General features: G+C 65.1%; 16 protein-coding genes. 9 read left to right on the top strand and 7 right to left on the bottom strand.

Features of this window, described 5'->3' with window-relative positions:
* Window positions 1-72: 72 nt before the first annotated feature.
* The 4 genes from QA639_RS08690 to QA639_RS08675 all read left to right on the top strand — a co-directional run bounded on the left by QA639_RS08690 (window position 73) and on the right by QA639_RS08675 (window position 2,515).
* On the top strand, window positions 73-300 hold the full coding sequence (locus tag QA639_RS08690) for a hypothetical protein (protein ID WP_028334948.1): 228 nt from the start codon (window positions 73-75) through the stop codon (window positions 298-300).
* 208 nt (window positions 301-508) lie between these two features.
* A complete protein-coding gene (gene sorA, locus QA639_RS08685) occupies window positions 509-1,708 on the top strand; it encodes a SorA family sulfite dehydrogenase catalytic subunit (RefSeq protein ID WP_157347150.1) in 1,200 nt (399 codons plus the stop codon).
* Window positions 1,709-1,719: 11 nt separating this feature from the next.
* Window positions 1,720-2,031 carry a SorB family sulfite dehydrogenase c-type cytochrome subunit gene (sorB, locus tag QA639_RS08680; RefSeq protein WP_028334946.1) on the top strand — a complete coding sequence of 104 codons (312 nt, stop codon included), beginning with the start codon at window positions 1,720-1,722 and terminating at the stop codon, window positions 2,029-2,031.
* A gap of 283 nt (window positions 2,032-2,314) precedes the next feature.
* Complete coding sequence (locus QA639_RS08675; RefSeq protein WP_016842427.1) at window positions 2,315-2,515, top strand: cold-shock protein; 201 nt, start codon at window positions 2,315-2,317, stop codon at window positions 2,513-2,515.
* A 198-nt stretch (window positions 2,516-2,713) separates the two neighbouring features.
* Here QA639_RS08675 and QA639_RS08670 read toward each other — a convergent pair whose 3' ends face one another.
* The 3 genes from QA639_RS08670 to QA639_RS08660 all read right to left on the bottom strand — a co-directional run bounded on the left by QA639_RS08670 (window position 2,714) and on the right by QA639_RS08660 (window position 6,220).
* Window positions 2,714-4,804: a tetratricopeptide repeat protein gene (locus QA639_RS08670; RefSeq protein WP_283089553.1), complete on the bottom strand. Its 2,091-nt coding sequence runs from the start codon at window positions 4,802-4,804 to the stop codon at window positions 2,714-2,716.
* Window positions 4,805-5,012: 208 nt separating this feature from the next.
* Window positions 5,013-5,636: a hypothetical protein gene (locus QA639_RS08665; RefSeq protein ID WP_428841173.1), complete on the bottom strand. Its 624-nt coding sequence runs from the start codon at window positions 5,634-5,636 to the stop codon at window positions 5,013-5,015.
* Window positions 5,637-5,755: 119 nt separating this feature from the next.
* The gene (locus tag QA639_RS08660) at window positions 5,756-6,220 is read right to left on the bottom strand and encodes an Lrp/AsnC ligand binding domain-containing protein (protein WP_024583796.1); all 465 of its coding nucleotides are present in this window, start codon (window positions 6,218-6,220) and stop codon (window positions 5,756-5,758) included.
* 114 nt (window positions 6,221-6,334) lie between these two features.
* Here QA639_RS08660 and putA point away from each other — a divergent pair, with 114 nt between their 5' ends.
* Window positions 6,335-9,343 (top strand): bifunctional proline dehydrogenase/L-glutamate gamma-semialdehyde dehydrogenase PutA, encoded by a 3,009-nt coding sequence (gene putA / locus QA639_RS08655; RefSeq protein ID WP_028334943.1) that lies wholly within the window; start codon window positions 6,335-6,337, stop codon window positions 9,341-9,343.
* A 303-nt stretch (window positions 9,344-9,646) separates the two neighbouring features.
* A complete protein-coding gene (locus tag QA639_RS08650) occupies window positions 9,647-10,852 on the top strand; it encodes a CaiB/BaiF CoA transferase family protein (RefSeq protein ID WP_028334942.1) in 1,206 nt (401 codons plus the stop codon).
* A 26-nt stretch (window positions 10,853-10,878) separates the two neighbouring features.
* Here the strand turns inward: QA639_RS08650 and QA639_RS08645 are convergent, their stop codons facing one another.
* From QA639_RS08645 to QA639_RS08635, 3 genes are all read right to left on the bottom strand, one after another.
* Window positions 10,879-11,043: a hypothetical protein gene (locus tag QA639_RS08645; RefSeq protein WP_283089552.1), complete on the bottom strand. Its 165-nt coding sequence runs from the start codon at window positions 11,041-11,043 to the stop codon at window positions 10,879-10,881.
* A gap of 99 nt (window positions 11,044-11,142) precedes the next feature.
* Window positions 11,143-12,690 (bottom strand): hypothetical protein, encoded by a 1,548-nt coding sequence (locus QA639_RS08640; RefSeq protein WP_283089551.1) that lies wholly within the window; start codon window positions 12,688-12,690, stop codon window positions 11,143-11,145.
* 90 nt (window positions 12,691-12,780) lie between these two features.
* Window positions 12,781-13,854: a hypothetical protein gene (locus QA639_RS08635; RefSeq protein WP_028334940.1), complete on the bottom strand. Its 1,074-nt coding sequence runs from the start codon at window positions 13,852-13,854 to the stop codon at window positions 12,781-12,783.
* Between the two features lie 204 nt (window positions 13,855-14,058).
* Here QA639_RS08635 and QA639_RS08630 point away from each other — a divergent pair, with 204 nt between their 5' ends.
* From QA639_RS08630 to QA639_RS08620, 3 genes are all read left to right on the top strand, one after another.
* Window positions 14,059-14,433, top strand: a complete 375-nt coding sequence (locus QA639_RS08630) for a Crp/Fnr family transcriptional regulator (RefSeq protein ID WP_018273297.1) — start codon at window positions 14,059-14,061, stop codon at window positions 14,431-14,433.
* Window positions 14,430-15,239 carry an MBL fold metallo-hydrolase gene (locus QA639_RS08625; protein WP_028334939.1) on the top strand — a complete coding sequence of 270 codons (810 nt, stop codon included), beginning with the start codon at window positions 14,430-14,432 and terminating at the stop codon, window positions 15,237-15,239. Before QA639_RS08630 ends, QA639_RS08625 begins: the two co-directional genes overlap by 4 nt.
* A gap of 227 nt (window positions 15,240-15,466) precedes the next feature.
* The gene (locus QA639_RS08620; protein WP_028334938.1) at window positions 15,467-16,081 is read left to right on the top strand and encodes a glutathione S-transferase family protein; all 615 of its coding nucleotides are present in this window, start codon (window positions 15,467-15,469) and stop codon (window positions 16,079-16,081) included.
* A 208-nt stretch (window positions 16,082-16,289) separates the two neighbouring features.
* Here QA639_RS08620 and QA639_RS08615 read toward each other — a convergent pair whose 3' ends face one another.
* The gene (locus QA639_RS08615; RefSeq protein ID WP_028334937.1) at window positions 16,290-16,784 is read right to left on the bottom strand and encodes a TPM domain-containing protein; all 495 of its coding nucleotides are present in this window, start codon (window positions 16,782-16,784) and stop codon (window positions 16,290-16,292) included.
* Window position 16,785 lies beyond the last annotated feature (1 nt).

The raw sequence follows: 16,785 nt of genomic DNA, 5'->3' as shown, positions 1-16,785 counted from the left end.
CGACTGACTGGCGATGGGTAACACTGCAACCGCGCCGCGACAGAGCTCAACGCGCATCCGAAGGAGAAGACCATGTTTCGCAAAGTCACGCTCGCTCTCGCCACTGCCGCAACCCTCGGTGCCGCCGCGCTGGCGCCGACCGCAGCTTCCGCCAAGCCGTTCTTCTGGCATCCGCATCACCATCACTTCTGGGGCGGCCCGGGCGTTGCCGTCGGCTTCGTCGACTCCGGCTGCTACGCCACCCGCCTGGTGCTGACGCCCTACGGCTATCGCTATCGCACCGTGAACGTCTGCTACTGATCGAACCTTCTACTTGGATGGAAACGCCCCGGTCGTCCACGCGACCGGGGCTTTTCGTTGTTGCGACGCAACGCTGCGAAAGCTCAATTGACTCGCGGTTGTCAGGTGCGACATTTGGACCGCGCGCATTCCATGATGCGAAGGCGCGCAAGGCAATCTGGGCCCGGTGATGACCGGCTCACGACAGAACAGCTTCGGAGGAAGCGGAATGCTCGATCGACGAGACTTGATGAAGCGCGCCGGATTGGCCGCTTTGGTGACGGGGCTGGGATCAAGGGGCGCATTCGCCCTCGACACCGTGACGCTGCCCTTCGGCAACGGCGAGCGGCCGCTCGTGCGCTACCCGCAAAAGCGCCCGATGATCGGCCTGACCGCCCGTCCGCCGCAGCTGGAAACGCCGTTTGCGATCTTCAACGACGGCCCGATCACGCCGAACAATGCGTTCTTTGTCCGCTATCATCTCGCCGACCTCCCTTACAATCTCGATCCGGACAAGTTCACGCTGGAGATCAAGGGCAAGGTCGACAAGCCGCTGAAGCTGTCGCTGAAGGACATCAGGAAGCTGAAGGCAACCGAGATCGTTGCCGTCAACCAGTGCTCCGGCAACAGCCGCGGCTTCTTCAGTCCGCGCGTCGCCGGCGGCCAGCTCGGCAACGGCGCGATGGGCTGCGCGCGCTGGCATGGCGTGCCGCTGAAGACCGTGCTCGACATGGCCGGCGTGCAAGCCGGCGCCAGGCAGGTCACCTTCAACGGCATGGACGGTCCGGTCAGCGACAAGACGCCGGATTTCGTCAAGGCGCTCGACGTTGATCACGCCCGCGACGGCGAGGTGATGCTGGCCTGGGGCATGAACGGCGAGGACCTGCCGTTCCTCAACGGCTTCCCGCTCCGCCTCGTGGTGCCCGGCTATTACGGCACCTATTGGGTGAAGCACCTCAACGAGATCACCGTGATCGACAACGTGTTCGAGGGCTTCTGGATGAAGTCCGCGTACCGGATACCGGATACGCCGAACAATGCGGTCGAGCCCGGCACCGCACCGAAGGCCACGATCCCGATCAATCGCTTCACGGTGCGCTCGTTCATCACCAGCGTTGCCGACGGTGCCAAGCTGAAGGCCGGCCGCAGCATGCTGCGCGGCATCGCCTTCGACGGCGGTAAAGGCATCAAGGAGGTGATGGTCTCGACCGACGGCGGCAAGAGCTGGACGCCGGCCAAGCTCGGCAAGGACCTCGGCAAATACGCCTTCCGCGAATGGAAGTTGCCGGTGAAACTCGCAGCCGGTCCCGCAGAGCTGAAGGTGCGCGCCACCAACAATGCCGGCGACACCCAGCCGATGGATCCGTTGTGGAATCCGGCCGGCTATCTGCGCAACGTCGTCGAAACCGTGCGCGTCACCGCAGCGTGAGGAGAAGCATCATGACCAGCAAGCTGCTTCCATCCCTCGCCGCGATCGCCGCGCTGTCGATCTGCGCCGCCATCGCCGCGCCCGTGAACTACACGGTCCCCGAGGAGATCGCGGCCTTCAAGCCGGGTCCCAACCTCGACGTGGTGCAAAACAACTGCACGGCCTGCCACTCGGCCGACTACATCAAGACCCAGCCGCAGGGCGAGAAGTTCAAGAAGGATTTCTGGCAGGCCGAGGTGACCAAGATGATCAAGGTCTACGGTGCGCCGATCGACGAAGCCGACGTCGGCAAGATCGTCGAATACCTCTCCGCGACCTATTAAGACGCGGCCGGTCGATCCCCGCGCGCCGGCCGAAAAGGCAGCGCGCGGGACGATCGATCCAGTTCGGTACACTGGAACCGATCCGTTTTTGCAGCGCATCAATTGACCACGAAACGGGCAATCCGACGTAAAACCCCCGCAAAGCGGGTTGTTTCCGGCCAAAAACACACCGTCGTTTGATCTACCCAGCTTTTTTCAAACTGCTATCCTGTCGTTGCGGACAAGCCGGTTTTTGCGGGGACCGACTGGTCTGTTTTCGATTGATTCCGCGGAGACGACTGGAATGCCCAAAGGTACAGTGAAGTGGTTCAACCCGACCAAGGGTTATGGATTCATCCAGCCCGCAACGGGCGGCAAGGACATTTTCGTGCATATTTCAGCAGTTCAGAAGGCTGGCCTTCAGACCCTCAACGAAGGTCAGTCGGTTGAATACGAAGAGATTGCAAATCGCGGCAAGACGTCAGCCGAAAACCTCAAGGTCTAGCGTCACAGCGCCAGATCCGGCGGCGCACTCTCGGACGCCATCCGGGAGTGGGGGCCGATCCACACACCAGACAACGTGACGTTCGGCGGGGCGGGCACGCTGCCCGCGCGCCACGGCGTTGAACTATTTCGGCGGCCACCGCTCGCGCGCCGACGACTACCTTTTGCGCCGGGAAGCGCGCGGCTGCGCGTTGCAGCATCACAGGCACGTGCCGCTCTGGCCGTTGCCGCACGGCACCCTTTTCGACAGCTCCTGGACCTTGCGCTTCGACTCGGCCTGCGCCAGCACGTCGAACACGCTTGACGGCGTGAGCCGCGTTGCCTTGCGGAAGTCCTCGGTCGCCTTGTCGGCATGGTTGAGCGCCTCATGCGCCTTGGCGCGGGCGAACAGGCCCTCAACCGTCTCCTTCTGCGCAATCGCCCGGTCAAGATCCTCGACCGCCTTGTCGTAGTTGCGCAACGCCGACCAGGTGATGCCGCGCAGTGTCAGCGCCGGCTGATAATCGGGCCGCGCAGAGAGGATGAAGTTGAGATCCTTCATCGCGTTATCCGGCTTCTTCAGCCCGAGATAGGCCCGCGCGCGCAGCACATGCGGGAAGGCATCGTTGGGCGCCCGCGTGATGATCTGGTCGAAGGCGGCGATGGCGCGGTCGTACTGGGAGGAAGTCAGCATCGCGAGCCCGCGGCCGAGCTGTGCCGTCGGATTGTTCGGGCTTCGCTCCAGCACAGCGTCGATATCGACCAGTCCCTCATCTGCGCGGCCCTTGAGCATCAACGCGAGGCCGCGCCACGATTTGGCGATCAGATTGGTCGGCACCAGCGCCAGGGCCTGATCGAAATCCAGGAGCGCCTTGTCGAGCTGGTTGAGGCCGATATGAGCGAGCCCACGCTCGGTGAAAGCGAGCGTCTCCTTGGGATTGAGCGAGATCGAATGATCGTAGTCGGCGAGCGCGTCCTGCACCTTGCCGGTGCCGGCCTTGACGAGGCCGCGCGCCAGATAGGCCAACGAATTGTTCTGATCGAGCGTGATGGCACGGCCGGCGTCGGCCATCGCTTCATCGAACCGCCGCATGCCGGCGGCATTGAGCGCGCGGGACGCCAGCAGCTGCGGATCGTCCGGCTTGAGCTTGAGCAGGGCATTGAGATCGTTGCGCGCGTCCGCCGACCGGCCGAGCTTTGAATAGGCCAGTGCACGCAGGCGCAGCGCAGCCTCGTTGCGGGGATCGCCGCCCAGCACCTGGGTGAGATTGGCAACGGCGCCCGCATAGTTGCCCTGTGCGACGAGCTGCTTGGCCTGCTCGACCTGCTGGTTACCCGCCGCCGGCGCCTGTGCGGCGGTTCGCGGCGCCGTCGCGCCTGGAGCTGGCGTCGCCGGTGTCGGCGCGGCATGCGGCGGCGTGCCGCCGCCTGCCTTGGCCAGTTCGGCCTGCATCGCCAGCGCCTGCTGGCGCTGCTGCTGGATCTCCTTGTTGTCGGGAAGCATTGTCAAGAGCCGGTCGAAGTCGCCAATGGCCCTGACATAGTCGCCCTTGGCGCTGTAGAGCTGGGCACGGGCGAAATAGGCGTTGCGCTCGGCCTGCGGCGCCTGCGCGATCGCGCGCGAGAAATCCTCGATCGCTTTATCCATGTCGCCCTTGCGGCGATAGGCCTGACCGCGCCAGTAGAATGCATTCGGCGTGCCGGCGTTGACGGCAATCGCGGTGTTGGCGTCGGCCAGCGCCAAATCGGGCTGTCCGGTTTCGACATAGGCCCGCGCACGCCCGACATGCGCCGCGGGGAGATCCTGCCGCAACGTGATCGCCTGGCCGTAATCCGAGATCGCATCGCTCCAGGCGTGCTGGTCGGCGCGCAGATTGCCGCGCGCCAGGAAGCCGAACGGGTTCTTCGGTTCGAGTTCGATCGCGCGATCGAAATCGGCGCGGGCCTGATCCAGGCTGCCCTTGCGTTGCTGGACATAGCCGCGCGCGATCAGCACCGGCACGAATTGTCCATTCAGCTGCACCGCGGCATCGGCATCGCTGAGGGCCTGATCGATCTTGCCGCGCGCGATGTCAAATCGCGAGCGGCCGGTGAAGGCTTTGGTACGGTCCTCCGTGGAGCGTGCGGTATCGTTGATGATGCCCGAGCAGGCCGCCTCGGCCTTGTCCGTCGGCGGCCCGCCGCAATCCTCGACATCACCTGCGCGGGCCGGGCCGGCAAGCGCAGGCCAAAGCAGCAGCGCAAGCGCCAGCAGCAGTGGGAAACGAACGCCGCCGCTGGCGGCATCAATGCAGATCGAACGTGAACGCATATGGTAGCCTCGGGTTGACCGAATGCTGCCGGTGTTAACGCGTCACTTGGTTCTTATGGTGATCGGCGCTGAACGTATTTTTTGGAACCATATCGTTCGAAGCTATTGTTCGAGTCTTGGAATTCGGTTCCCAGCGTCACGCGGAACGCTATCCTGCGATCAATAAGGACGGAACAGCGCGGAACGCGCGGCTGCGACGCTCAGCCGTTCAATCTTCCGTCACCCATTTGGCGACGGTCATGACATCAGGCGGTTGCAGATAGCCGCGGGGCCAGAGATCGACAGCCCATTCCACCTTGGTCGCGCGCTCGACGAGAACGGCGGTGTTGTGCGGCGTTTGCGCCAACGAAAATCCGCGGTAGTGGGGATCCCCGACGTCATGAAACTTGAATAGGTTCCACGCCTGCATCACCAGCATCAGGCTGGTCGTGTTCCGCGTCGTGTCCCAGCAATCATAATTGTGCTTGTCGTCGTTGGCGCGGAAATCCGCTTTCGCCACGCGCTTGTCGGTGCCGAGGATCGGCCCCATGCGCCGGTCGAACCAGATCACGGCCTTTTGCACGGCCGCGCGTTCGGCGGCGGCATTGGCGCGGCCCGTGGCCATGATCCTGGCCAGGGCCGCCCGGTCGACTGCGCTGAAGTCGAGCATCTCGCGACGCCGGCAGACGAAGCCGTAACAGACGGTCATCCCCGTGGCCGACGGCGGATAGATCGAGACCGAGGTGTAGAGCTGCATGATGCCGGAGCTGAGTTCGGCCGCGCGGACCGGCATGGCCGATGGCAACGACAGCATGAGCACAGCAAGCGCGCCGGCAAATCCGGCCCGCTTCATTCGTATCGGCTGATCTGCGTCTTTCATGAACCACTGCCCCAACTCGACCAAAGGATTATCGCGGGTGCGCCACGATGCCAAGACATCCGGCGCATGGCTGTGGATCGGATCGGGGCATATCAGCCGACCGGCAGCGGCGCGTCGCGCTTGACTTCCTCCATCACCGCGTAGGTTCGCGTCTCGCGCACGCCCGGCAGCGCCAGCAGGGTCTCGCCGAGAAACCTGCGATAGGCGGTCATGTTGGCGACCCGCGCCTTGACCAGATAGTCGAAGCCGCCGGCCACCATATGACACTCCAGCACTTCCGGCGCGGTCTGCACCGCCTTGGCGAACTTCTCGAATACATCGGGCGTGGTCTTGTCGAGCAGCACCTCGACGAACACCAAGAGACCGAGGCCAAGCCGGTGCGGATTGAGCCGCGCGCCATAGCCCTCGACGAAGCCGTCGCGCTGCAGCCGCTTCAGCCGTTCGCCGACCGAGGTCGGCGACAGGCCGATCCGTTCCGCCAGTTCCACATTGGCAATCCGGCCATCCCCTTGCAGGATCGAGAGGATTTTGCGGTCAGTCTTGTCGATCTCTGTCATATCTGCGGTAATTCTCTAATTGGTCCTTATTTTCTAAGGTAAATCTGCTAATTTGTCTATCGAACTACGGTTCGCTAGCGCGTACGTGTTCCCACACAATCTCAAGGAACCGCCATGCCAGACCCGTTGCCGCCCCCGCCCCCGTTCAGCGCGCCCTACGCGCCCGACGACGCCGTCATCGCCGCCCGCCTGCGCCAGGATGCAACGCTCGGCGCGGAGGCGGAGGCACGGATCGACCGCACCGCGACGCGCCTGATCGAGGCGATCCGGGCCAATGACGATCCGCTCGGCGGGGTCGAGGACATGCTGCGGGAGTTCGCGCTGTCGACCAAGGAAGGGCTGGCGCTGATGGTGCTGGCGGAGGCGCTGCTGCGGGTACCCGACGCGCGCACCGCCGACCAGTTCATCGAGGACAAGCTCGGCCAGGGCGACTTCGTCAACCACGAGACCAGATCGAGCGCGTTCCTGGTCAACGCCTCGGCCTGGGCGCTCGGCATGTCGGCGCGCGTGATCCAGCCCGGCGAGACGCCGCAGGGCACGATCGGGCGGCTGACCAAGCGACTCGGTGCGCCGGCGGTGCGCGCCGCGACGCGACAGGCGATGCGGCTGATGGGCAGCCATTTCGTGCTCGGCGAGACCATCGAGGCGGCGCTGTCGCGCGCGCAAGCGCACACCGCGCGCGGCTCGCGTTATTCGTTCGACATGCTGGGCGAAGGTGCGCGCACCGCCGACGATGCCCATCGCTATTTCGAATCCTACGCCCGCGCCATCGATGCGATCGGCAAGGCGGCCGGCGATCAGCCCCTGCCCGACCGGCCCGGCATCTCCGTCAAGCTATCCGCGCTGCATCCGCGCTTCGAGGCGGTGAGCCACGCGCGGGTGATGACCGAGCTGGTGCCGCAGCTGATCGATCTCGCGCGCCGCGCCAAGGCGTTCGACCTCAACTTCACCGTCGATGCCGAGGAGGCCGACCGGCTGGAGCTGTCGCTCGACGTCATCGCCGCCGCGTTCGCCGACCCCTCGCTGGCCGGCTGGGGCGGCTTTGGCCTCGCAATCCAGGCCTATCAGAAGCGCGCCGCCGACGTCATCGACTATGTCGATGCGCTCACGCGCGCCCTCGACCGCAGGATGATGGTGCGCCTGGTCAAGGGCGCCTATTGGGACACCGAGATCAAGCGCGCGCAGGAGCGCGGGCTCGACGGCTATCCGGTGTTCACCCGCAAGGCGATGACCGACCTGAACTACGTCGCCTGCGCGCGCAAGCTGCTGACGCTGCGGCCGCGGCTGTTTCCGCAATTCGCCACCCACAACGCGCTGACGGTCGCGACCATCCTCGAACTCGCCGCCGATCCCTCAAGCTTCGAATTCCAGCGGCTGCACGGCATGGGTGAAGCGCTCTACGCGCAGCTTGGCGAGGACAGGCCCGAGATCGCTCACCGCACCTATGCGCCGGTCGGCAGCCACCGCGACCTGCTCGCCTATCTGGTGCGGCGGCTGCTCGAGAACGGCGCCAACTCGTCCTTCGTGGCGCTGGCCGCCGACAATCGCGTGTCCATCGTGGACCTGCTGCGCCGCCCGGCCGAGATCGTAGGTCGCGACGACAAGGCGTCGCATTCCGCGATTCCGTTGCCGGCCGAGCTTTATCGGCCGCAGCGCGAGAATTCGCACGGCATCGAGTTCGGCGAGCGCAAAGCGCTCGACACGATGACATCGGCGATCGCGGCCGAGCGGAAGGCCCCGCCTTCCGTCACCCCATCAACAACCGAGCAGGCGAATGCCGCCGTTGCCGCGGCGCGCCGCGGCTTCAAGGCCTGGAACGCCACGCCGGCGACAAAACGTGCGGCGATCCTGGACAAGGCCGCGGACCTGCTCGAACAGCGCCGCGCCCATTTCCTCGCTCTGCTGCAAAGCGAGGGCGGCAAGACGCTCGATGATGCGCTATCGGAAGTGCGCGAGGCGATCGACTTCTGCCGCTACTATGCCGCGCTGGGGCAAAAGCTGTTCGGCGAAGGCGAGACGATGCCGGGCCCGACCGGCGAAAGCAATGTGCTGGAGCTGCACGGCCGCGGCGCGTTCGTCGCGATCTCGCCGTGGAATTTCCCGCTCGCGATCTTCCTCGGCCAGGTGACGGCGGCATTGATGGCGGGCAATGCGGTGATCGCAAAGCCGGCCGAGCAGACGCCGCGCATCGCGGCCGAAGCGGTCGCGCTGCTGCATCAGGCCGGGGTGCCGCCATCGGCGCTGCATCTGGTCCAGGGCGACGGCGCGGTCGGCGCCGTGCTGGTGGCGCATACCGCCATTGCCGGGGTCGTCTTCACCGGCTCGACCGAGGTCGCGCGGTCGATCAACCGCACGCTCGCCGCCAAGGACGGCCCGATCGTGCCGCTGATCGCCGAGACCGGCGGCATCAATGCCATGATCGTCGATGCCACCGCGCTGCCGGAGCAGGTCGCCGACGATGTCGTGACCTCGGCGTTCCGGTCCGCCGGCCAGCGCTGCTCGGCGCTGCGGCTGTTGTTCGTACAGGACGACGTCGCTGACCGCATGATCGAGATGATCGCGGGCGCCGCGCGCGAATTGAAGATCGGCGATCCCTCCGAACCGTCGACGCATATCGGACCGGTGATCGATGCCGAGGCCAAGCAGCGGCTCGATGCGCATATCGTGCGGATGAAGCAAGAGGCGCGCGTGCATCTCGCCGGCGAGGCGCCATCAGGCAATTTCGTCGCGCCGCACATCTTCGAGCTGTCGGCGGCCGGGCAACTGAAGGAAGAGGTGTTCGGCCCGATTCTGCACGTCGTGCGCTACCGCGCCGACAAGCTCGGCGAGGTGCTGAGCGCGATCGAGGCGACCGGGTTCGGGCTGACGCTCGGCATCCATTCCCGCATCGACGACACGATCGAGCACGTGATCGACCGCCTCCAGGTCGGCAATATCTATGTCAACCGCAACATGATCGGCGCGGTGGTCGGCGTGCAGCCGTTCGGCGGCAACGGCCTGTCCGGCACCGGCCCCAAGGCCGGCGGCCCGCATTACCTCGCGCGCTTCGCCAGCGAGCAGACGATCACCATCAACACCGCCGCCGCGGGCGGCAACGCGGCGCTGATGGCGGGGGTGGAGTAAAGTGCGCACCCTCCCCTGGAGGGGGAGGGTCGACTCGCATTGAGCGAAGCGAAATGTGAGTCGGGGTGGGGTGATCTCTCCGCACGGGCAACACACGAGTGGAGAGACCGTCACCCCACCCCGCCGCTCATTTCATTCGCGTCGACCCTCCCCCTCCAGGGGAGGGTAAAGGGGAGGGTAAGAAAGTGCCGTTGCATCGTGCCCCCCAGATGGGTCAAATGGCGGTCCGATCGGGATCATCGCTTTGCGATAATTCCAGCTACCGGAAAAAACACCAACAAGCGCCACGGGAGCGACGGCACGATGGAAAAAGGCATTTTTGACGGGCTCAAGGTCCTGGACTGCGCGAGCTTCATCGCGGCGCCCGCGGCCGCCACCGTGCTGTCCGACTTCGGCGCCGACGTCATCAAGATCGAGCCGCCCGGCGCCGGCGACCCCTACCGCAATCTGCCCAATCTGCCCGGCTATCCATCGAGCGAGCACAATTTCGCGTGGATGCTGGAGGCCCGCAACAAGAAGAGCCTCGCGCTCGACCTCACCAAGCCTGACGCGCAGCAGGTGCTGTACAAGCTCGTCGCCGAGGCCGACGTGTTCATCACCAACATGCCGCCGCAGGTGCGCCAGAAGCTCGGCATCACCTACGACCATCTCGCCCATCTCAACGACAGGCTGATCTACGCCTCCTTCACCGGCTATGGCGAGAAGGGCGAAGAGGCCAACAAGCCCGGCTTCGACTCCAACGCCTATTGGGCCCGCTCCGGCCTGATGGATCTGGTGCGCGCCGACGAGGAGACCACGCCGGCCCGTTCCGTCGCCGGCATGGGCGATCACCCTTGCGCGATGGCGTTCTACGGCGCGATCGTCACCGCGCTGTTCCAGCGCGAGAGGACCGGCAAGGGCTCGCATGTCTCGACCAATCTCATGGCCAACGGCGTCTGGGCCAATGGCGTGCTGGCGCAGGCCAAGCTCGCCGGCGCCAAGTTCAAGAAGCGCAAGCCGCGCGAGGAGGCGCTGAACGCGGTCACCAACCACTACAAGTGCAAGGACGGCCGCTGGCTGATCCTGTCGCTGCTCAACGAAGACCGGCAATGGCCGACGCTGGCGCGCTGCATGGGTCGCGAGGACCTCATCGCCGATCCGCGCTTCGCCACCAAGGCCGACCGCCATGCGCGCTCGGTCGAGCTAATCAAGATCTTCGACGAGGTGTTCGCCGGCAAGGACCTCGCCGAATGGCGCAAGATCCTCGACGGCAATGGTCTCGTATTCGGCGTCGTCGGCATCCTCGACGACATCCCGAACGACAAGCAGATGATCGAGAACGAGGTGCTGGTGCGGTTCGAGAACGACACCATGCTGACCGTCAACAGCCCGATCTTCATCGACGGCGCGAGGAAGGTGCAGCCGCGCAAGCCGCCCGAGGTCGGCGAGCATTCCGACGAGATCCTGCGCCAGGCCGGCTACGACGAGGCCACGATCCAGAAGCTGCGCGCGTCAGGCGCGGTGGCGTAGCGGATCGATCTCCGTCGAGCGTCGCTTCAGCGCTTCATCCAGGCCCAGACCAGGGCCACCGCAATGATGCCGATGACGACCGCGAGCCCGATCGCCCAGGTGCTGACGCGGACGGCGCTGACCGCCTGACGCTCGGCCTCGTTGGCCGCAATCTCGCGGTCGCGCTGCTTGTCGTCCTCGGGAGCACTCATCGGCCGGTCTCCGCTCAAGGCTGGGCTGTTCGGGGTGTGGTGGCGACGCGGAATGTAGCATCAAATAATGACGCGCAGCCGCTTCGGTTCCGGCCGAAATCACCGACCTTTCACGAAGCACATGCCGATGTGCGAAGTCTTCCCGGCAACCTGGCAGGCAAGGCCCTCGGCGCAGGTCCAGCCTTGGAAGCTGCGGTCGATCTCGGCGGGCCTGGCGCCCGGCAGATAGCAGTGCGCGCCCCAGCCGTCGCTGTATTCGGTGCCGGCGAGCTCGGTGCTGCCGCGCAGCTGCGGCCGGTTGGAGAAGCCGCGCGAAAAGTCCGGCGCCTTGCCGTCGCGGAAGCTTGCAAGGATATCGCGGCGGCGAGGCTGGTCACCGAAGAAATGCGGCGAGGCCGGCACCACGGTGGAGTTCGACGGCTTTGCCGCCATCCAGTCGACGCCGGGGAAATGGAAGCCGCCGATGCCACGGGTCTGGTGGCAGCCCGCGCAGGTGACATCGTTGAGGCGCCGCTCGAAGCCGGCCAGCGACTGGATGTTTTGCAGCTTAGTTCCGTCGGCTGCAGCCTTCTGCAGGGCGCCGACGACGTCACCATCCGAGAACACCGCATTGCCGGCAGTGCCCTCGCCCTGCACCATGCCGAACTCGGGCTCCAGCTCGCTGACATCGAAACCGGTCGGCGTCGGCGCGACCGCTGCGGTCGCGAGGAAGCGATCGGGGATCAGCAAGGTGCCGCGATCGAGCTCGGCAAAATGTTTGGGATCGAGCAGCCACGCCTTGAAGTCGCGCCTCAGTGCCTCGTCCGCCAGAATGCGGTCGCGATCGATCTGGTTCTCCAGCGGCGCTTCGGTAAAGCGCTTTGCCCCGCCGTCATAATCGAACACTTTGAGCAGATAGTCGGTACGGAAATCGCGCACCGCGGATTTCGGCGCGTGCGCGATCTGCAGATTGGTCTCGATGCGATCGATGTTGCGCGCATCGATCAGGTCGAGCGGACCATCCTTGCCGAGCAACTTCTCCATCGTCGGCGGTGCGCTACCTATCGCCAGCCAGCGCCGCGCGATTTCGCCACAACTGAGCGATGCGTCATTGCCGTCGCCCTTCGCCTTCAGCACGAGGTTCAGTGTCATCGGCAACCGTTGCGACACCGCGTTCTCGCCGATCGGCGGCACATCGGTACGGGTCAGCCGGTAGATCAGCCGGATCTCGCCGCAGTCTTTCGGCGCCACATAGGCACGGTCCATGCGGTTGACGATGCCTGCGAGAACGAAGCGGACGTCGGGGGATTCAAGCAGCGCGCGATCGAACAGCTGAAACGCAAAGCCGTCGCCGACGCCAATGCTCTCGTTCGGCAGGCTTGCCTTATGCTTTGCGACATAGCGATCGAATTCGCGATCCAGCGCCTCGCGCACCGGCGCCATTGCAGCGAGCCCGAACAGATCACGGTTGGACAGCGGCGTGTCGGCGGAACGCACCGGCGCGAGCATACGGCCGAGGTAGAAGCGGCCGTGATCGAGCTCGCGCAGGATGGCGGGATCGATGACCGCGGCGCCGCGCTCGAGCGCGCGATCCTCGGCGGCACGTGCAGGCGCGGCGCCGCAGAGCAGAACGGACATCACCAGGAGGCATTTCAACGCACGGCTCATGCCCCAATAACACCGCGCGGCAAACCCTATTCAAGAAAAAAGGCGCTTCACATCGCGGTGAAGCGCCTTGGTATGGTCGTGTTTCGCCGATCAGCGCGAAACGATCAGGCCCTTGCTGGTGACGACTACCCAACGGCCGTCCTGCTTGCGGATGGCGTCGACGCGGCCGAGACCCGGGACGGGGTCGCCGGCGTAAACCTCGTAGATGCCGCCGCGGCCTTCGATCAGCGCGCCGCCATTGCCGACGTCGCGCAGCGACCAGCCGTCGACCACCGGCAGGCGGCCGACCTCGGGCCTGGGGGCGGCCGGCGCCGCCGCGGCAGTCGCCGGGGTGATCGAGCCCGTGACCTCGCGGGCGGGCGTCGCCGCGGCGACGGTCGTCTGCGGCGTAGCGCGGAGCTTGTCGACCGCCTCGCTGAGCTTGTTGAGCTTGGCCATCGGCTCGGCCTGGGCCTTCTCGACCTTCTCGATCCGGTCGCTGGCCTTGCTGAACTGGGCCTGGCCGGCCTTGGCGGTCTGCTCGACGCTGGCCTTCAGCGCGGCGACCTCGGATTCGATCCGGGCGAGCGCGGCATCGGCCGCCTCATTGTTGGCGGCGGCGTCCTTGGCAGCCACATCCCTGACGGAAGCAGCGGCGGGGGCGGCAAGATGGCCGAGCCCCGCGGTCGCGAGCGCACCGCCGATGGCGCCGGCCACGGTCGCCAGCGCGATCACCGCGGCCATCGCGCCGATCCGGCGCGTGCCGGCCGGCTTGCCTGCCGCCTTGGCCGCCTGTTCGGCGCCCGGCCTGGATGCCGTCGCCTCATGGTCCCAGGTGCGGTCACCCGGCGCCATGATCATCAGCTTGCCCGGAAAGCGCGGCTCTTCCCGCTTGCCGGTCTCGACCTCAGGCACGTCCATATTGGTCGGCTCGACCTTGGCGTCGATCTTGGCATCGATCTTGGCCTCGATCACAGGATCCAGCCGGGACGGCTCAACCTTGGGGGCTTCGGCCTTCGGCGCGTCCATCCGGGGCGCGTCCGCCTTCGGCGACGTCTCTTCCTGCTCGGGCGCAAGCCGGGGAGCTTCGACACCGGTCGCGGCCATCACGGGCTCGCTCTTCGCCGCCGTTTCGGCGCCGGTTTGACCGCTGACCGGCTCGCTCTGCTGCTCACTCACGTTCAAAGTCTCCAGACTAGGTTGACAATTCGGTAACTTTTATTGCTTGCGAAATGGTTACCCCGCTCCGCCATTACCTAAATTTTAGGGAGTTTTCCGGGCCGGATTTGGGCGATGCTGCCCTGCGGCAATCTGCGTCGCTTCCGTTTGCGCGCGGCGCTTTCCCGATTAACATACCGTCATCTTCCAGCCAGAAGGCAGGAGAGCACCATGACGATCGAGAAATGCATCAAGGAATTTGGTGTCGATGACGTCATCTTTGAGGAAGGCTCGACCGGCCGCGAGCTGTTTGTCGTGCTCGACGGCAAGGTCGACATCGCCAAGATCGATCGCGGAAACAAGACTGTTATCGTCAGCCTCGGCAAGGGCGAGTTCTTCGGCGAGATGGCCGTGATCGACGGCTCGGCGCGTTCGGCGACCGCCATCGCCTCCGCGCCCGCAACACGGGTGATGCGGATCAACCACGCCCGCTTCGTCTATCTGGTCAGCCAGCAGCCGGCGTTTGCGCTGATGGTGATGGATGCGCTCTCGAAGCGCCTGCGCGCGTCCAACGCGGTCACTTACCGGACGGCGGCAACCCCATGAGCGACCGCAAGCCAAGCCCGTTCAAGACGCTGTTCGACGCCGAGGTCGCAACGCTGATCCAGGCCGCCGACGACGTCTATCAGATCCGCTTCAAGAACCGTGCGGCGAACGCCTATCTGGTGCGCGGCAGCAAGCGGACCATCATGATCGACGTCGGACTGTCGAGCAATTATCCGTCGCTCGTCGCCTGTCTCAACCATCTCGGGGTGACGCCCGAGATGATCGACATGGTGGTGCTGAGCCATGAGCATCTCGACCACATCGGCGCCGCCTATCATTTCCACGGCAGCGCCTATATCGCCGCGCATCGGCTCGCCGCCAACAAGATCATGCTGCGCGACGATTTCTCGATGCTGCGCAAGATGTTCAACGAGCCGAACGTGCCGATCGATATCGACATCTGGCTCGAGGAAGGCAACCTGATCGACCTCGGCAATTTCCGCCTCAATGTGATGTACACGCCCGGCCACACCTCGGCCTGCATCACGCTGTTCGACCAAGACAAGGGCCTGCTGTTCGCCGCCGACACGCTGATGCCCGGCGGCGTGATGGGCGGTGTGTTCGGCTCCGGCTCGATCGCCGACTACATCCAGTCGCTGGAGCGGCTGAAGGGCCTCAACTCGAAGATCCTGCTGTCGGGTCATGGCCGGCTATCCGACACGCCGCAGGACGATGTCCGGATCGCGCTGCAGCGCTCGCACGGCCTGCTCGAGGACACCGCGCAACTGTTCGATGCACTCGATGCGCGCTCGAATTTCGAGCCGATCATGCAGTCGGTGCGCGACCTCAACAAGCTCGACGATTGAGCTTCGCCTCCTTCGTCATTGCGAGCCAACGGGTCGCGCGAACGCGCGCCCGATGACAGGCTCCGCGAAGCACCATGGCTCTGCATAGCTGGAAGGATGGATCGCTTCCTCGCAAACGCTCCTCGCAATGACGTTTTGAGGGCTGAACACCTTCACATTTGACAAATCCGCACGCGGCCTGTTCAACAGCGGCAATAACAACGCCTAGGAAACAGGGAGCGAGGATCATGAAGCTTTACGACTCGATCGGACCCAATCCGCGCATCGTGCGCATGTTTATGGCGGAGAAGGGCATCGAGATACCCAAGCAGACCGTCGACCTGCGCAAGGGCGAGAACCGCGAGACGGAACACCTGAAGCGCAATCCGCACGGCCAGATGCCGGCGCTCGAGCTCGACTGCGGCAACTACCTCTCCGAGATCACGGCGATCTGCGAATATCTCGAGGAGAAGCACCCCTCGCCCGCGATGATCGGCACCACGCCGGAAGAGCGCGCGGAATGCCGGATGTGGACGCGCCGCGTCGATCTCAACATCGCCGAGCCGCTCGCCAACGGCTACCGCTTCGGTGAAGCGCTGAAATTCTTCGAGAAACGCATTCCCGTCGCGCCCGAAGCCTCGCCCGGCCTGAAGATGATCGCCGCCAACCGCATCAAGTGGCTGAACGACCAGATGGCCGACGGCCGCGAATACATCTGCGGCAAGCGCTTCACTCTCGCCGACATGCTGCTCTATTGCTGGCTCGATTTCGGCAATCAGGTCGGCCAGCCGCTGGACCAGTCGAACGCCAACATCGTCGCCTGGTTCAACCGCGTCGGCGCGCGGCCATCGGTGAAGGCGTAGGCTCTCCCTTATCCTCCCCTGGAGGGGGAGGATCGGTTCGCATGAAGCAATAGCGCAATGCGAACCGAGGTGGGGTGAAGGTCTCTCGTTACGGGCGGCGTCCGAGTGGAGAGATCACCCCACCCCGCTGCGCATTCCGCTTCGCTGCATGCACAGCGACCCTCCCCCTCCAGGGGAGGGTGAAAAGACACTGAGCACACCCAGCTCCTCAAATCACCACCGGCTTATCCGGTAGCTCGTTCGGGCCGGCCGGAGGCGGGAAATGCTCTGCCAGCTCCCGCGACACCGCCTCGATCCCCTTGATCACGCCCTGCTCGAAGCGGCCGGAACGGAAATCCGTTTCCATCGTGCGGCAGATCGCCTCCCAGCCGGCATGGCCGACCTTCGCGTCGATGCCGCGGTCGGCGACGATCTCGACGTCGCGGTCGGCGAGCAACAGATAGATCAGAACGCCATTGTTGTGATCGGTGTCCCAGATCCGCAAATGCGAGAACACGTCGAGCGCACGCTCCCGTGCAGGCTGATTGCGGAACAGCGGCACACCGTCGAGCGCGCCCTCGACGACGAAACGGATCTGGCCGGAATGAGTGGCCTCGCCGGCCTTGATCGCCCGCTCGATGGCGTCGAGCACGCGCGGCGGAAAATCACGCCGCACCCGCCAGCGGTGTTCGATCAGATGCTTGCCGATGCGCTTGATGCCCATG

The organism is Bradyrhizobium pachyrhizi, from assembly GCF_029714545.1.
GTDB lineage: Bacteria > Pseudomonadota > Alphaproteobacteria > Rhizobiales > Xanthobacteraceae > Bradyrhizobium > Bradyrhizobium pachyrhizi.
Note: the sequence above shows the minus strand (reverse complement) of the source record. Positions and strands in the feature narration are given on the sequence as shown.

Bases quoted from the DNA above. Each gene is read 5' to 3' on its own strand.
- QA639_RS08665 (WP_428841173.1), bottom strand. From the start codon at position 5,636: ATGAAGCGGGCCGGATTTGCCGGCGCGCTTGCTGTGCTCATGCTGTCG.
- putA (WP_028334943.1), top strand. From the start codon at position 6,335: ATGCCAGACCCGTTGCCGCCCCCGCCCCCGTTCAGCGCGCCCTACGCG.
- QA639_RS08690 (WP_028334948.1), top strand. From the start codon at position 73: ATGTTTCGCAAAGTCACGCTCGCTCTCGCCACTGCCGCAACCCTCGGT.
- QA639_RS08650 (WP_028334942.1), top strand. From the start codon at position 9,647: ATGGAAAAAGGCATTTTTGACGGGCTCAAGGTCCTGGACTGCGCGAGC.
- QA639_RS08640 (WP_283089551.1), bottom strand. From the start codon at position 12,690: ATGAGCCGTGCGTTGAAATGCCTCCTGGTGATGTCCGTTCTGCTCTGC.
- QA639_RS08620 (WP_028334938.1), top strand. From the start codon at position 15,467: ATGAAGCTTTACGACTCGATCGGACCCAATCCGCGCATCGTGCGCATG.
- QA639_RS08675 (WP_016842427.1), top strand. From the start codon at position 2,315: ATGCCCAAAGGTACAGTGAAGTGGTTCAACCCGACCAAGGGTTATGGA.
- QA639_RS08670 (WP_283089553.1), bottom strand. From the start codon at position 4,804: ATGCGTTCACGTTCGATCTGCATTGATGCCGCCAGCGGCGGCGTTCGT.
- QA639_RS08615 (WP_028334937.1), bottom strand. From the start codon at position 16,784: ATGGGCATCAAGCGCATCGGCAAGCATCTGATCGAACACCGCTGGCGG.
- sorA (WP_157347150.1), top strand. From the start codon at position 509: ATGCTCGATCGACGAGACTTGATGAAGCGCGCCGGATTGGCCGCTTTG.
- sorB (WP_028334946.1), top strand. From the start codon at position 1,720: ATGACCAGCAAGCTGCTTCCATCCCTCGCCGCGATCGCCGCGCTGTCG.
- QA639_RS08625 (WP_028334939.1), top strand. From the start codon at position 14,430: ATGAGCGACCGCAAGCCAAGCCCGTTCAAGACGCTGTTCGACGCCGAG.
- QA639_RS08660 (WP_024583796.1), bottom strand. From the start codon at position 6,220: ATGACAGAGATCGACAAGACTGACCGCAAAATCCTCTCGATCCTGCAA.
- QA639_RS08630 (WP_018273297.1), top strand. From the start codon at position 14,059: ATGACGATCGAGAAATGCATCAAGGAATTTGGTGTCGATGACGTCATC.
- QA639_RS08645 (WP_283089552.1), bottom strand. From the start codon at position 11,043: ATGAGTGCTCCCGAGGACGACAAGCAGCGCGACCGCGAGATTGCGGCC.